Origin of the sequence: Paraburkholderia phytofirmans (genome assembly GCF_046028095.1) — a bacterium.
GTDB lineage: Bacteria > Pseudomonadota > Gammaproteobacteria > Burkholderiales > Burkholderiaceae > Paraburkholderia > Paraburkholderia phytofirmans_A.
Map to the genome: position 1 here is coordinate 133,873 of NZ_JAQQDJ010000014.1, position 14,574 is coordinate 148,446.

Genomic DNA, 14,574 nt, shown 5'->3' on the forward strand with positions numbered 1-14,574 from the left:
GCCCCCGCGGAATGCACTTAACCGCGGTGATTTTTTTTACGGCTGTTTTTTGCATAGAGTTGTTTATGAGCACTGTTCCATTGACTAAGCGCGGCGCGGAAATGTTGCGCGATGAATTGCAGCGCCTGAAATCGGTTGAGCGTCCTTCGGTGATCAATTCGATTGCGGAAGCGCGTGCCCAGGGCGATCTGTCGGAAAACGCGGAATACGACGCGGCGAAGGAAAAGCAAGGCTTCATCGAAGGCCGTATTGCTGAAATCGAATCGAAGCTGGCCGGCGCGCAAGTGATCGATCCGGCGGCTGTGGAAGCGGACGGGCGCGTGGTGTTCGGCGCGACGGTGGAACTGGAAGACCTGGATTCGGGCGCGTCGGTCAAATATCAGATCGTCGGCGACGACGAAGCGGACATCGACCATGGTTTGATCTCGATCAGCTCGCCGATTGCGCGCGCCCTGATCGGCAAGTCGGAAGGCGACGTCGCGTCGGTGCAGGCACCTGGCGGCGTGCGCGAATACGAAATCATCGCGGTTAGCTACGTTTGAAGGCGGTTCCGGTGTCCCTGATGCCGCATCGATTTTTCCGGTTATTGACGGTGGTGTGGGTCGGTAGTCTGCTGACTATCGGCTATGCGGTCGCGCCGGTGCTGTTCACCTCGCTCGACCGGATGACGGCCGGTGCGGTGGCTGCGCAGCTGTTTCGCATTGAAGGCGTGCTGGGTGCGGTGTGCGGCATTTTGCTGCTCGGTCTCGCGAACGTGCTGGTTCGGCGCGGCAGCGATGCGTATCGCCGGTTGCGCTGGCTGATCGCGGGCATGCTGGTGTGCGTACTGGTCGGTTACTTTGCGTTGCAGCCTTTTATGAATGCAATGCGCATAGCCGCGCTCGAGGCGGGCAGCGATGTCGGGCATTCGGCTTATGCAACACGCTTTGGCATTTTGCACGGCGTGTCGAGTCTGTTCTACCTGATCGAAAGCCTGCTGGGTGTGGCGCTGGTGTGGAAACTGCCCGCCGGCGCAGGCGTTGTGTCCGCAGAGCAAAGTGCTCGCGGCACGGCAGGGAAAGTGGTCGGCTGACACGAGCGGCAGTGACTGCTTGCAAGCGTAGAGTATGCAAGCCAGAGCGCGGTGAGCTTGCTGAGCGACCCTGAGTATTGAAGTCGTGATCAAGCAGCCTACGTCAAGGTGCGGACGCCGCCCGCACCGCTCATCATTCGCTTATTTCGACGACTGATGCGAGCGCTTCGCGCTGGTCTGGCGCTTCTTGGCGCGCTTGATGTTGCCGCCTTGCGTCACGCGTTCATTGCCGCGCACCACGACTGCTTTGGCCTTGGGTTTGCGCATCGGGATTTCGCTGGGCTTCACGACCGTCACGACGCGCGGCGCGCGGCCCTTACCCGGTTTGGCTTCCACCGCGGCTTCGCGGGCGCTCGGCAGGGCGCCGCGTTTGGTCTTCACGGCCGGCTGTGCGGTTTCCGGTTTCCAGATCACCAGCAGCTTGCCGATGTGCTGGATCGGCGCGGCGTTCAGCTTGTCGCAGATTTCTTCATAGATCGCGATGCGCTCTTCGCGTTCGTCGCCGAACACACGGATTTTGATGAGCTGATGAGCGCCAAGGTGGACCTTGATCTCGGAGAGCACAGCATCGGTCAAGCCTTCGGCGCCGACGAGCACGACCGGTTTGAGCGCATGTGCCTGGGAGCGCAACTCGGCGCGTTGGTCGGAAGAGACTTTGAGGGCGGGCATGGAAAGTGGGAGACTCGACTAAAATGGCGGCACCTGCATTTCCGAGAGATTCGGCCAATCGCGCAGGGCGGCGCGTCAGAACAACAGAATCGCGGATGGCTGCCAGTTTTGGCGGCGTCCGCGCGAATTAACCGCGTATTATCCCCTAAAGCGTGTCATAACGCAGCAAGAGTTCAACGCTTAATGGCAAAAAACAAATTCAACACGGCGTGGTTGCATGATCACATCAACGACCCGTACGTAAAAATGGCGCAGCGGGAGGGCTATCGTGCCCGCGCAGCCTACAAGCTCAAAGAAATCGACGAGCAGGACAAGCTGATCCGTCCCGGCCAGGTGATCGTCGACCTCGGTTCGGTGCCGGGCAGTTGGAGCCAGTACGCGCGGAACAAGCTTGCCAAGGGTTCGCAGCGCGACGCCGAGCGCGAAGGTGGGATCGACGGCACGATCATCGCGCTGGACATCCTCCCGATGGAACCGATTGCCGACGTCACTTTCATTCAGGGCGACTTCCGCGAAGACACCGTGCTCGGTCAACTGGAAGAATTGGTCGGCGAACGCCAGGTTGATCTTGTAATTTCGGATATGGCGCCCAACCTGTCGGGAGTGGCGGTGGCGGATGCCGCGCGAATCGAGCATCTGTGCGATCTCGCGCTGGAATTCTCACAAAATCACCTGAAGCAGGATGGTGCCCTTTTAGTCAAATGTTTTCACGGCAGCGGTTATAGCCAGATTGTCGAGAAGTTCAAGCATCAATTTAAGGTGGTGGCGGCCCGCAAGCCGAAAGCGTCGCGGGACAAGTCGTCAGAAACGTTTATTTTGGGTAAGCATCTCAAGCGGCCCGCATAGGACGCTGCAGGACGGTTCCGCATCTGCCGATAATGCGATCATGGCCTCGGAAATGGGTGCTGCAATGGCCCGCTGTCCTATTTCTGTGGTAGTGAAACCTTATGGCAGGGGTCTGCGGACTGGATTAGAATGCTTTCGTGGTGCCGCAAGGCAAATGTAGGCGCCCGTCTAAGTGAAGGAGTGGTGCTTTGAACAACAATATGTTTTCGAAAGCAGCAGTGTGGCTGGTTATCGCACTGGTGCTGTTTACGGTGTTCAAGCAGTTCGACAAGCCCCGTGTCCAGGAAGGCGTTTCCTATTCGCAGTTCATGGACGACGCGAAGAACGGCAAAGTCAAGAACGTCATTGTCCAGGGGCGGAACCTCACGGTCACTCCAGCAGACGGCCAGAAGTACCAGATCGTGTCGCCCGGCGACATCTGGATGGTCGGCGATCTGATGAAGTATGGCGTTCAGGTGAGCGGCAAGGCTGATGACGAACCCAATGCGCTTGTGTCCGCGCTGTACTACCTCGGACCGACGATCCTGATCATCGGTTTCTGGTTCTACATGATGCGACAGATGCAGGGGGGCGGGAAAGGTGGTGCGTTCTCGTTCGGTAAATCCCGTGCACGTCTGATCGACGAAAACAACAACGCAATCAATTTCACCGACGTCGCCGGTTGCGACGAAGCCAAGGAAGAAGTCTCCGAACTGGTTGACTTCCTGCGCGATCCGCAGAAATTCCAGAAGCTGGGCGGTCGCATTCCGCGCGGCGTGCTGCTGGTCGGGCCGCCGGGAACCGGTAAGACGCTGCTGGCTCGCGCTATCGCCGGCGAAGCGAAAGTGCCGTTCTTCAGCATCTCGGGTTCGGACTTCGTCGAAATGTTCGTCGGTGTCGGCGCGGCTCGTGTGCGCGACATGTTCGAGCAGGCCAAGAAGCACGCACCGTGCATCGTGTTCATCGACGAAATCGACGCGGTCGGCCGTCATCGCGGCGCCGGCATGGGCGGCGGTAACGACGAACGCGAACAGACGTTGAACCAGATGCTGGTCGAGATGGACGGCTTCGAAGCGAACTCGGGCGTCATCGTGATCGCTGCAACGAACCGTTCGGACGTGCTCGACAAGGCGCTTCTGCGTCCGGGCCGTTTCGACCGTCAGGTGTATGTCGGTCTGCCGGACATTCGCGGCCGTGAACACATCATGAAGGTTCACCTGCGCAAGGTGCCGATTTCGAACGACGTCGATGCAGCGGTGATCGCGCGCGGCACGCCGGGCTTCTCGGGCGCCGACCTCGCGAATCTGGTGAACGAAGCGGCCTTGTTCGCGGCTCGCCGCGGCAAGCGCATCGTCGAAATGAACGACTTCGAAGACGCAAAGGACAAGATCTTCATGGGTCCGGAGCGCAAGTCGGCCGTGATCCGCGAGGAATCGAAGCGCGCCACGGCGTACCACGAGTCGGGCCATGCGGTGATCGCGAAGCTGTTGCCGAAGGCCGATCCGGTGCACAAGGTCACGATCATTCCGCGTGGCCGCGCATTGGGCGTGACGTGGCAGTTGCCGGAGCATGACAACGAAACGTATTCGAAGGACTACCTGCTGGATCGTCTCGCGATCCTGTTCGGTGGCCGCGTCGCGGAAGAGCTGTTCCTGAACCTGCTCAGCACCGGCGCGTCGGACGACTTCAACAAGGCGACGCAAACCGCACGCGCCATGGTGGCTCGTTTCGGCATGACGGACGCACTCGGACCGATGGTCTACGTCGACGACGAAAACGACGCCACGCCTTTTGGCCGCGGCTTCACGCGCACCATTTCGGAAGCGACGCAGCAGAAGGTCGATGCCGAAATCCGCCGCGTGCTGGACGAGCAGTACAACCTCGCGAAGCGCTTGCTGGACGAGAACCGCGACAAGGTCGAAGCGATGACCGCCGCACTGATGGAGTGGGAAACGATCGACGCCGATCAGATCAACGACATCATGGCAGGCCGTCCGCCGCGTTCGCCGAAGAGCTCGACGCCGTCGGCAACCGACGCCTCGTCGGGCGGCAGCCCGGGAACCGAGGTCAAGCCGGGCAGCGCAACGGCGCCGGCCTGATAGGCGACCAGTAGAAAGTGCGGGCCGGTGTGTTTCACACCGGCCCGTTTTGCATTTATCCGTTTGCGTGAAGCACTACCACGTGTCGAAAGTCGAATTCCCTTTTTTGCCTATTCCCGAGCCGCTGCAGTGCGGCCGCTTCAAGCTGACTTTTGAACGCCCGTTGGTCATGGGCATTCTGAACGTCACTCCCGATTCTTTTTCCGACGGCGGCAAATACGCGATGCGCGGCGATGCGTTGCGCCAGGCCGAGCGTATGATGCTCGACGGCGCGGACATCATCGATATCGGCGGCGAATCGACGCGTCCCGGCGCGCCGCCGGTGCCGCTCGACGAAGAGTTGGAGCGGGTGATCCCGCTCGTCGAGCAATTGCGCGGCGCGAATGTGCCCTTGTCGATCGACACCTACAAGCCCGAAGTGATGCGCCACACGTTGTCCGCCGGCGCCGATCTGATCAACGACATCTGGGGCTTCCGGATGCCCGGCGCAATTGACGCGGTGCGCGACAGTGAGTGCGGCCTGTGCGTCATGCACATGCTCGGTGAGCCGCAGACCATGCAACTCGGCGAGCCGGTCTATGCCGATGTCGTGAGCGAAGTTCGCGATTTTCTCGAGGAGCGCGTCGCGACACTTGAGCAGGCCGGCATTGCGCGTGCTCGTATCAGCGTCGACCCGGGTTTTGGCTTCGGCAAGACCGTAGTCGAGCATAATTACACGCTGCTTGCGCATCTGCCGGATACGGCGCCGCGAGCCGAGCCGCCGTATCCGATTCTTGCCGGCATGTCGCGCAAGTCGATGGTTGGCGCAGTAGTGGAACGCCCGGCGCCGGAACGCGTTGCGGGCAGTATTGCGGCGGCGGTGTGCGCCGCTGAACGGGGCGCTGCGATTCTGCGCGTGCACGACGTCGCGCAAACAGTAGATGCATTGAAAGTATGGGCAGCCATGCGCGACGCGGCGAATCACAGCCGCGCGCGCGGTTGAACCCACAAGCCAAGGAGGAAGATAAACATGGCACGTCGTTATTTCGGAACGGACGGCATTCGGGGCAAAGTCGGCGAAGGACCTATCACGCCGGAGTTTGTACTGCGGCTCGGCTACGCGGCCGGCAAGGTATTGGCAGGCGCGGACCGCTGGGCCAAATCGGGCACGCGGCCAACCGTGCTGATCGGCAAAGACACGCGGGTGTCGGGCTACATGCTCGAGGCCGCGCTCGAGTCGGGTTTCTCCGCGGCGGGTGTGGACGTGATGCTGGCCGGCCCGATGCCGACTCCCGGCATCGCCTACCTGACGCGCGCGTTGCGGCTCGCTGCGGGCGTGGTCATCAGTGCATCGCATAACCCGTACTACGACAACGGCATCAAATTTTTCTCCGCCGACGGCAACAAGTTGCCGGACGAAGTGGAGTCGCAGATCGAGGAGCAACTCGATCTGCCGCTCGCCTGCGCGGCATCCGAGCAACTCGGCAAGGCGCGGCGTCTCGACGACGCGGCGGGGCGCTACATTGAGTTCTGCAAGAGCACGTTCCCGGCGGCGTTCGATCTGCACGGCCTGAAGCTGGTAGTCGACTGCGCGCATGGCGCCGCGTACGACGTCGCACCGCACGTCTTCCACGAACTCGGCGCCGAAGTGATTCCGATCGGCGTCGCGCCGAACGGCTTCAACATCAACGACGGTGTCGGCGCGACCGCACCGGATGCGCTGGTGCGTGCCGTGCGCGCGAATCACGCGGATCTGGGCATTGCGCTCGATGGCGACGCCGACCGTCTGCAGGTAGTCGACGCGGCAGGGCGTCTCTACAACGGCGACGAACTGCTGTACATCCTGGTCAAGGACCGTGTCGCGACCGACGGCAAAGTGGACGGCGCAGTCGGCACCTTGATGACGAATATGGCCGTGGAGGTGGCGCTGCAGGAAGCCGGCGTGAAGTTCGTCCGCGCGGCGGTCGGCGACCGCTATGTGCTGGAGCAGTTGCGCGAGCACGGCTGGCAACTCGGAGCCGAGGGCTCCGGCCATATTCTTTCGCTCGACCGCCATTCCACGGGCGACGGCATCGTCTCCGCGTTACTGGTGCTGGCGGCCATGAAGCGCAGCGATAAAACGCTCGCGGACCTGCTCGACGGCGTCACGCTGTTCCCGCAGAAGCTGATCAACGTGCGCATGAAGCCTGACGCGGACTGGAAGAGCAGCGATGTGATCCGCCGCGCCATCGCCAAGGCCGAGAGCGCGCTGAACGGCCGCGGCCGCGTGCTGATCCGCGCGTCCGGCACCGAACCGGTGCTGCGCGTGATGGTCGAAGCAGAAAATGCCGCCGACGCGCTTCTTCATGCCGAATCGATTGCCGGCGCGGTGAAAGAGGCCACGGCGTAAGCCGCACGTTGTTGCGGTGGGCAGGGCGTGGGGACGATGAGCATATTGTCCCCACGCCCTCGCTCGCGGCCCGCAGTGTGCGCTCTAGCTCCGCAATCATCGTGTGGCAACTGTGTCACCTATTGCCTGGATCGCGTCTCACCCACGTGACCATGCGTCGCCAACTCAGACGGCGAGCCGCGCAAAAGACACGTCGCCAAAAAAGGCACGTCGCCAGTAGACCGGCGCCCAAAGACGCAGCACCCGAAGGCGCAGCACCTAAAGACGCAACACCTAAAGACGCAACACCAAAACGCGCAGCGCCAAAAGACAACGCCAGCGCTCTAGCCTCCTCCAACTACCGTCTCACCCGCCGCAGCATCCCCGCACAGCTCCCGCCCGCATCTTTCCCCAAACGCGCACTCGCAAACGTTCGCGCCCCATCTTTCTTCGCCTAATCTAAAGAGCGGCGCAACCCTCGCCGCAAGATCAGCGTTTTCCCTGGCTAAACGCCTTTCACCTTAGTAATCCCACTGTCACATCCGTTTCACGTTAAGTCACGTTACTGTCACAAAGAGACCCTAAGCTTCGCGGTGTTCGTTACACGCTCACACCGCTCACACCTTTGGAGGTCTCATGAAATTGATGCAAACCGTGTTCGCTGGCGTCGCTGGCGCGCTTTTCGCGATCGCAGCGCAAGCCGCAGACATCACCGGCGCGGGCAGCACCTTCGCAGCACCGATTTACACGAAGTGGGCCGACTCGTATCAGAAGTCGGGCGGCGGCAAGGTGAACTATCAAGGTATCGGTTCGTCGGGCGGCGTGAAGCAGATCGTCGCGAAGACCGTCGACTTCGCCGGTTCGGACGCTCCGCTGAAGGACGACGAACTCACCAAGGAAGGCCTGTTCCAGTTCCCGACGGTGGTCGGCGGCGTGGTGCCGGTCGTCAACGTGCCAGGCGTGAAGCCGGCTGAACTGACGCTGTCGGGCGAAGTGCTCGGCGATATCTACCTGGGCAAGATCAAGAAGTGGAACGATCCGGCGATCGTTGCGCTGAACCCGAAGGTCAAGCTGCCGGATACCGACATCGCCGTGGTTCGCCGCGCCGATGGTTCGGGCACCAGCTTCATCTGGACGAACTACCTGTCGAAGGTCAACGCGGACTGGAAGTCGAAGGTCGGTGAAGGTTCGACGGTCAACTGGCCGACGGGCACGGGCGGCAAGGGCAACGACGGCGTCGCGGCCTTCGTGCAACGTCTGCCGGGCGCAATCGGCTACGTGGAATGGGCGTACGCGAAGCAGAACCACATGACGTATGTCGCGCTGAAGAACTCGTCGGGCACGGTGGTCGAGCCGAAGACGGACACCTTCAAGGCAGCGGCAGCAGGCGCGGACTGGTCGAAGTCGTTCTACCAGATCCTGACGAACGAGCCGGGCAAGAACGCATGGCCGATCGTCGGCGCGACGTTCGTGCTGGTTCACACGACGCAAGAGAAGGCGCCGCAAGGCAGCGAAACGCTGAAGTTCTTCGACTGGGCGTTCAAGAACGGCACGCAAGCCGCGAACGATCTGGACTACATCTCGCTGCCGGATTCGGTCGTGGCGGAAATCCGCACGCAATGGAAGGCGAAGGTGAAGGACGCTTCGGGCAAGGCAATCGCCGAGTAAGCGAAGCAACGGGTGCAGCAACGAGCAAAGCGCCCGGCACCCGCAGTACGTAACACGTTGGCCGTCCTCATGTGAGGACGGCCAACGGCTTTAACCTCTGGCATTACCGGCCGCATGACACGTGTCGTACGGCAACTGGAAACAGGTCCATCAGGCTCTCATGTCCGATATCCAATTAGCGCCCGGCGCGAGCAGGTCGACCCCGCCCGGCAGCGCGTCGCAACAGAAAGCGCCCAGCCGCGCCGGCGACGTGATTTTCGGCGGTCTCGCGCGCCTCGCCGCCATTATCACTTTGCTGCTGCTCGGCGGCATCATCGTGTCGCTGATCGTCGCGTCCATGCCGTCGATCAAGCAATTCGGCCTCAGCTTCCTGTGGACCGCCGACTGGGATCCACCCAGCAAGCAGTTCGGCGCGCTGGTGCCGATCTACGGCACGATCGCCACCTCGATCATTGCACTCATCATCGCGGTGCCCGTCAGTTTCGGCATCGCGCTTTTCCTGACTGAACTCGCGCCCGCGTGGCTGCGCCGGCCGCTCGGCATCGCGATCGAACTGCTCGCCGCGATACCGTCGATCGTGTACGGCATGTGGGGCCTGCTGGTGTTCGCGCCGATCTTCGCGACGTATTTCGAAAAACCGCTCGGCGCGGTGCTCGGCGGCATTCCCTTCGTCGGAGCGCTGTTTCAGGGCGCGCCGATCGGCATCGGCATCCTGTGCGCGGGTGTGATTCTCGCGATCATGATCATTCCGTACATCGCCTCGGTGATGCGCGACGTGTTCGAAGTCACGCCGGTCCTGCTGAAGGAATCCGCGTACGGCATCGGCTGCACGACGTGGGAAGTGATGTGGAAGATCGTGCTGCCCTTTACGAAGAGCGGCGTGATCGGCGGCGTGATGCTGGGTCTGGGCCGCGCGCTCGGCGAGACCATGGCTGTCACCTTCGTGATCGGCAACACCAATCTGCTCGACAACGTGTCGCTCTTTTCGCCGGGCAACAGCATCACGTCGGCGCTCGCCAATGAATTCGCCGAAGCGGATCCGGGCCTGCATACGTCGGCGCTGATGGAACTTGGCCTCATTCTGTTCGTGATTACTTTCATCGTGCTGGCAATCTCCAAGGTCATGCTGCTTCGCCTCGAAAAAGGGGAGGGCGCGAAATGAGCCAGCCCACTTTGAATATGCCGGGTTCGAACGACGCCGTCGCGCTCGAAGCGATGCGCGTGCGTCTGCAAGGCCGCCGCCGCATGAAGAACGCGGTTGCGCTGACCATGTCGCTCGCCGCGATGGCGTTCGGTCTGCTGTGGCTGGTCTGGATTCTGTACACGACCTTGCACCTGGGTATCGGCGGCTTGTCGGTCGAGCTGTTCACGCAATCGACGCCGCCGCCGAACACCGACGGCGGCGGTCTCGCCAACGCGATCGTCGGCAGTCTGATGCTGGTCGGGCTCGCGACTTTCGTCGGCACGCCGATCGGTATTCTGGCCGGCGTCTATCTCGCTGAATACGGCCAGAAGGGTTGGCTCGCGAGCCTCACGCGTTTCATCAACGACATTCTGTTGTCGGCGCCCTCGATCGTGGTCGGCCTGTTCGTCTACGCGCTGGTGGTGGCGAAGATGGGCCACTTCAGCGGCTGGGCCGGCGTCTTCGCGCTCGCCTTGCTGCAGATTCCGATCGTGATCCGCACCACGGAAAACATGCTGAAACTGGTGCCGAACGCACTGCGTGAAGCGGCTTTCGCACTCGGCACGCCGAAGTGGAAGATGGTGCTGTCGATCACGCTGAAGGCGTCGATCGCGGGTATCGTCACCGGCGTGCTGCTTGGCGTAGCGCGTATCGCAGGCGAAACCGCGCCGCTGCTCTTCACCGCGCTGTCGAATCAGTTCTTCTCGATGGACATGGGCCAGCCGGTCGCGAACCTGCCGGTCACGATCTACAAGTTTGCGATGAGCCCGTTCGCACAGTGGCAATCGCTCGCGTGGGCCGGCGTCTTCCTGATCACGCTCGCGGTGCTGGGATTGAACATCCTCGCGCGCACGATCTTCTCGAACAAGTAAGGGCGGAGTGTAATCCGATGAATATGGCAGAAACTCAACTCAATCCGATCGCGCGCCACACCGCGCCCGCCGGTTTCGATCCCGCCCAGAGCGGCCAGTCGCAGGCGCCGTCGCGCCCGAAGATCGAGATCAACGATCTGAACTTCTTCTACGGCAAGTATCACGCGCTGAAGAACATCAATCTGCAGATTCCCGAAGGCAAGGTGACCGCGTTCATCGGCCCGTCGGGTTGCGGCAAATCCACGCTGCTGCGCACGCTGAACAAGATGTACGCGCTCTATCCGGAACAGCGCGCTGAAGGCGAGATCCTGATGGACGGCGAAAACCTGCTGACCTCCAAGCGCGATATCTCGCTCCTGCGCGCGCGGATCGGCATGGTGTTCCAGAAGCCGACGCCGTTTCCCATGTCGATCTACGACAACATCGCGTTCGGCGTGAAGATGTTCGAAACGCTGCCGCGCTCGGAGATGGACGACCGCGTGGAATGGGCGCTGACCAAGGCCGCGCTGTGGAACGAAGTGAAGGACAAGCTCGGCCAGAGCGGCTACGGTTTATCGGGCGGCCAGCAGCAGCGTCTGTGCATCGCGCGCGGTATCGCGATCCGTCCGGAAGTGCTCCTGCTCGACGAGCCGTGTTCGGCGCTGGACCCGATTTCGACGGGCCGTATCGAAGAACTGATCGCCGAATTGAAGAGCGATTACACGGTGGTGATCGTCACCCACAACATGCAACAGGCGGCCCGCTGTTCGGACTACACTGCCTATATGTACCTCGGCGAGTTGATCGAATTCGGCGATACCGAAAAGATCTTCATCAAACCGGTCCGCAAGGAAACTGAGGATTACATCACTGGCCGCTTCGGCTAACACGCCGAACAAAACAAGGGAGTACGACATGTCCGACAAACACCTGTCCAGCCAGTTCGACGCCGACTTGAATCTGGTTTCTTCCAAGGTGCTCGAAATGGGCGGCCTGGTCGAATCGCAGATCGTCAAGGCCATGCAGGCGCTCAACGAATTCGATCTCGACATCGCCGAACAGGTGATCGCCGCGGAAGAGCGTCTGAACAAGATGGAAGTGGAGATCGACGAAGAGTGCAGCAACATCATCGCGCGCCGTCAGCCGGCCGCGCGTGACCTGCGTCTGTTGATCGCGATTTCCAAGACCATCACGAATCTCGAGCGCGCCGGCGACGAAGCCGAAAAAATCGCCAAGCGCACCAAGCGGTTGATGGAAGACGGCGCCTCGCGCACCATCAACATCGCCGAAATCAAGTTGTCGGGCGAAATGGCGGTGTCGATTCTGCGCCGCGCGCTCGACGCGTTCGCGCGCCTCGATACAGTCGCCGCCGCGCAGATCGTGCGCGACGATAAAGCGATCGACGAAGAATTCCGCGCCTTCGTGCGCAAGCTGATTTCGTACATGACCGAAGATCCGCGTTCGATCTCGGTGGGTCTGGACTTTTTGTTCATCGCCAAGGCGATCGAACGGATCGGCGACCACGCGAAGAACATCGCCGAATTCATCATTTACATCGTCAAGGGTACGGACGTGCGGCACAAGTCGCGCGACGCGCTCGAACGCGAAGCACTCAGTTAATCCAGACATAAGGACCAGAGGTGCCGATGCCCAGCAGCATTCTCGTCATTGAAGATGAGCCCGCCATTTCCGAACTGATTTCGGTCAATCTTCAACACGCCGGACACTGCCCGATTCGCGCGTACAACGCGGAGCAGGCGCAGAACCTGATCAGCGACGTATTGCCCGACCTCGTCCTGCTCGACTGGATGTTGCCGGGTAAATCGGGCATCGCGTTCGCTCGCGATCTGCGCAACAACGAGCGCACGAAACATATCCCGATCATCATGCTGACCGCGCGTGGCGACGAGCAGGACAAGGTGCTCGGCCTCGAAATCGGCGCCGACGACTACGTCACCAAGCCGTTCTCGCCGAAGGAACTGATGGCGCGCATCAAGGCGGTGTTGCGCCGCCGCGCGCCGCAGTTGACCGAGGACGTGGTTGCGATCAACGGTCTCAAGCTCGATCCGGCGACGCACCGCGTGGCCGCGCATGCGGAAGGCAGCGAGATCAAGCTCGATCTCGGCCCGACGGAATTCCGCCTGCTGCACTTCTTCATGACGCACCCCGAGCGCGTGCACAGCCGCACGCAACTGCTCGATCAGGTGTGGGGCGATCACGTGTTCGTCGAAGAGCGCACAGTGGACGTGCATATCAAGCGTCTGCGCGCAGCCCTCAAGCCCGCTGGATGCGATGCTATGATTGAGACGGTACGCGGCAGCGGCTACCGGCTTGCGAAAAGCGCCTGAGGCTTTGGCGGTAGCGGTGGTCGAGCCGCCCGCGTCGAATACGTTTTTTCGCAATGACAGGCGCCGCGATTCCCATCCCGGCGCATAGTTTTCTCTTCGATCGCTAGACCATGAACATCATCTGGGCGCGCTCCATCGTGTCGGTCGTGCTGCTGGCTGTTCTGTGCGTGGTGGTCGGCGCACTCGTGAACGTCAAGGCAGCGCTCGTCCTCGCGATCGTCATGCTGCTCGCGCAGAGCCTTTTCAGCACCTTTCATAAACAGCGTCTGTGGCGTTTGCTCGACGCGCCGGTTTACGGCGAAGTGCCGAGCGCTCCCGGCATCTGGGGTGAAATCTACTACCGTCTGCACAAGCTCGCAAAGCGCTGGCACGCCCAGGTGCGTTCGGTCGAGCAGCAGCATTCGCGCTTCATTCAGGCGATCCAGGCCTCGCCGAACGGCGTGGCGATGCTCGACGATCACGACCAGATCGAGTGGTGCAATGCGATCTCCGAACTCCATTTCGGGCTGGATGCGAAGCGCGACCTGCGCCAGCACATCACGCATCTGGTGCGCCAGCCGGACTTCGTTCGCTATCTGAATTCGCATCGCTACGAAGAGATGCTGATCATGCGCGGCATGGGCGACAAGCGGCAGAACGTGCTGTCGGTGCAGGTGTTTCCGTATGGCGAGAATCGCAAGCTCGTGCTCTCGCAAGACATCACCGAACTCGAACGCACCGATGCGATGCGGCGCGACTTCGTCGCCAATGTTTCGCATGAACTGAAAACGCCGCTCACGGTGCTCTCGGGTTTTCTGGAAACCATGCGCGAGTTGCCGCTGAGCGAAGCCGAACGTTCGCGTTACCTCGAACTGATGGAGCAGCAGGCTTCGCGCATGCGCCATATCGTCAGCGATCTGCTGGTGCTGGCCAAACTCGAAGGCGACAACAAGCCGCCGAGCGATCAGATGATCGATATGCGCGCGGTGTTGCGGCACCTGCGCGATGACGCGGAAAACCTGTCGAGCGATCATCACAAGATCACGTTCGATGCCGACGAAGGGCTCACGGTCACCGGCGTCGAAACGGAAATTCTCAGTGCGTTCGGCAATCTCGTCACGAACGCGATCCGCTACACGCCGGACGGCGGCGCGATCAAAGTGGCTTGGCATGCGCAGGGCGGCAATGCGATATTTTCCGTGACGGACAGCGGACTCGGCATTCCGGCTGCGGACATCCCGCGCTTGACGGAGCGTTTCTATCGCGTCGATCGCAGCCGTTCACGCGACACCGGCGGCACGGGTCTCGGGCTCGCGATCGTCAAGCATGTGCTGCAACGTCACGATGCACAGCTCGACGTGAAGAGCGAAGAGGGGCGTGGCAGCACGTTCACCGTGCGCTTCCCGGTGTATCGCACGGCGCGTCGGCAACCGGCGCCGGCTTGAGCGCAGCCGCATCGGAACGAAGAAAAGCCCGCACGTAGCGGGCTTTTTTACGCGTGTCACGTTTGTCGGTGGCTCGCCGAAGCGAGCG

Annotated in this window: 14 protein-coding genes; 13 read left to right on the forward strand and 1 reads right to left on the reverse strand. The window is 61.5% G+C overall.

Annotation, left to right across the window (positions count from 1 at the left end; translation table 11 throughout):
• Positions 1 to 65: 65 nt before the first annotated feature.
• Both greA and PQR54_RS31750 read left to right on the forward strand, forming a co-directional pair.
• Entirely contained in the window at positions 66 to 542 is a 477-nt protein-coding gene (gene greA / locus PQR54_RS31745) for a transcription elongation factor GreA (RefSeq protein WP_012433846.1), read from the forward strand.
• 20 nt (positions 543 to 562) lie between these two features.
• A complete protein-coding gene (locus tag PQR54_RS31750; RefSeq protein WP_408252690.1) occupies positions 563 to 1,072 on the forward strand; it encodes a DUF4149 domain-containing protein in 510 nt (169 codons plus the stop codon).
• Between the two features lie 141 nt (positions 1,073 to 1,213).
• On the opposite strand, the gene PQR54_RS31755 is transcribed toward PQR54_RS31750, so the two are convergent.
• On the reverse strand, positions 1,214 to 1,741 hold the full coding sequence (locus PQR54_RS31755) for a YhbY family RNA-binding protein (RefSeq protein WP_408181735.1): 528 nt from the start codon (positions 1,739 to 1,741) through the stop codon (positions 1,214 to 1,216).
• 183 nt (positions 1,742 to 1,924) lie between these two features.
• Here PQR54_RS31755 and PQR54_RS31760 point away from each other — a divergent pair, with 183 nt between their 5' ends.
• The 11 genes from PQR54_RS31760 (at position 1,925) to phoR (ending at position 14,486) form a co-directional block, all read left to right on the forward strand.
• Entirely contained in the window at positions 1,925 to 2,587 is a 663-nt protein-coding gene (locus PQR54_RS31760) for an RlmE family RNA methyltransferase (RefSeq protein WP_106309781.1), read from the forward strand.
• A 188-nt stretch (positions 2,588 to 2,775) separates the two neighbouring features.
• On the forward strand, positions 2,776 to 4,665 hold the full coding sequence (gene ftsH, locus PQR54_RS31765) for an ATP-dependent zinc metalloprotease FtsH (protein ID WP_408252692.1): 1,890 nt from the start codon (positions 2,776 to 2,778) through the stop codon (positions 4,663 to 4,665).
• Positions 4,666 to 4,747: 82 nt separating this feature from the next.
• Positions 4,748 to 5,647: a dihydropteroate synthase gene (gene folP / locus PQR54_RS31770; RefSeq protein ID WP_459251845.1), complete on the forward strand. Its 900-nt coding sequence runs from the start codon at positions 4,748 to 4,750 to the stop codon at positions 5,645 to 5,647.
• A 27-nt stretch (positions 5,648 to 5,674) separates the two neighbouring features.
• Positions 5,675 to 7,033 carry a phosphoglucosamine mutase gene (gene glmM / locus PQR54_RS31775; RefSeq protein ID WP_408252694.1) on the forward strand — a complete coding sequence of 453 codons (1,359 nt, stop codon included), beginning with the start codon at positions 5,675 to 5,677 and terminating at the stop codon, positions 7,031 to 7,033.
• 615 nt (positions 7,034 to 7,648) lie between these two features.
• Complete coding sequence (pstS, locus tag PQR54_RS31780; protein ID WP_408252696.1) at positions 7,649 to 8,680, forward strand: phosphate ABC transporter substrate-binding protein PstS; 1,032 nt, start codon at positions 7,649 to 7,651, stop codon at positions 8,678 to 8,680.
• 160 nt (positions 8,681 to 8,840) lie between these two features.
• Positions 8,841 to 9,842 (forward strand): phosphate ABC transporter permease PstC, encoded by a 1,002-nt coding sequence (gene pstC, locus PQR54_RS31785; protein WP_408252698.1) that lies wholly within the window; start codon positions 8,841 to 8,843, stop codon positions 9,840 to 9,842.
• On the forward strand, positions 9,839 to 10,735 hold the full coding sequence (pstA, locus tag PQR54_RS31790) for a phosphate ABC transporter permease PstA (RefSeq protein WP_408252700.1): 897 nt from the start codon (positions 9,839 to 9,841) through the stop codon (positions 10,733 to 10,735). The genes pstC and pstA overlap by 4 nt, the downstream gene beginning before the upstream one ends.
• Before the next feature lie 17 nt (positions 10,736 to 10,752).
• Positions 10,753 to 11,601, forward strand: a complete 849-nt coding sequence (pstB, locus tag PQR54_RS31795) for a phosphate ABC transporter ATP-binding protein PstB (protein WP_408252702.1) — start codon at positions 10,753 to 10,755, stop codon at positions 11,599 to 11,601.
• Positions 11,602 to 11,629: 28 nt separating this feature from the next.
• Positions 11,630 to 12,334 carry a phosphate signaling complex protein PhoU gene (phoU, locus tag PQR54_RS31800; protein WP_091792610.1) on the forward strand — a complete coding sequence of 235 codons (705 nt, stop codon included), beginning with the start codon at positions 11,630 to 11,632 and terminating at the stop codon, positions 12,332 to 12,334.
• Between the two features lie 26 nt (positions 12,335 to 12,360).
• The gene (gene phoB / locus PQR54_RS31805) at positions 12,361 to 13,062 is read left to right on the forward strand and encodes a phosphate regulon transcriptional regulator PhoB (protein ID WP_006051991.1); all 702 of its coding nucleotides are present in this window, start codon (positions 12,361 to 12,363) and stop codon (positions 13,060 to 13,062) included.
• A 110-nt stretch (positions 13,063 to 13,172) separates the two neighbouring features.
• Positions 13,173 to 14,486, forward strand: a complete 1,314-nt coding sequence (phoR, locus tag PQR54_RS31810; RefSeq protein ID WP_408252704.1) for a phosphate regulon sensor histidine kinase PhoR — start codon at positions 13,173 to 13,175, stop codon at positions 14,484 to 14,486.
• The last annotated feature ends 88 nt before the right edge of the window (positions 14,487 to 14,574 follow it).

Coding starts and splice junctions, on each gene's coding strand:
- greA (WP_012433846.1), top strand. CDS start 66: ATGAGCACTGTTCCATTGACTAAGCGCGGCGCGGAAATGTTGCGCGAT.
- PQR54_RS31750 (WP_408252690.1), top strand. CDS start 563: ATGCCGCATCGATTTTTCCGGTTATTGACGGTGGTGTGGGTCGGTAGT.
- PQR54_RS31755 (WP_408181735.1), bottom strand. CDS start 1,741: ATGCCCGCCCTCAAAGTCTCTTCCGACCAACGCGCCGAGTTGCGCTCC.
- PQR54_RS31760 (WP_106309781.1), top strand. CDS start 1,925: ATGGCAAAAAACAAATTCAACACGGCGTGGTTGCATGATCACATCAAC.
- glmM (WP_408252694.1), top strand. CDS start 5,675: ATGGCACGTCGTTATTTCGGAACGGACGGCATTCGGGGCAAAGTCGGC.
- pstS (WP_408252696.1), top strand. CDS start 7,649: ATGAAATTGATGCAAACCGTGTTCGCTGGCGTCGCTGGCGCGCTTTTC.
- pstC (WP_408252698.1), top strand. CDS start 8,841: ATGTCCGATATCCAATTAGCGCCCGGCGCGAGCAGGTCGACCCCGCCC.
- pstA (WP_408252700.1), top strand. CDS start 9,839: ATGAGCCAGCCCACTTTGAATATGCCGGGTTCGAACGACGCCGTCGCG.
- pstB (WP_408252702.1), top strand. CDS start 10,753: ATGAATATGGCAGAAACTCAACTCAATCCGATCGCGCGCCACACCGCG.
- phoU (WP_091792610.1), top strand. CDS start 11,630: ATGTCCGACAAACACCTGTCCAGCCAGTTCGACGCCGACTTGAATCTG.
- phoB (WP_006051991.1), top strand. CDS start 12,361: ATGCCCAGCAGCATTCTCGTCATTGAAGATGAGCCCGCCATTTCCGAA.
- phoR (WP_408252704.1), top strand. CDS start 13,173: ATGAACATCATCTGGGCGCGCTCCATCGTGTCGGTCGTGCTGCTGGCT.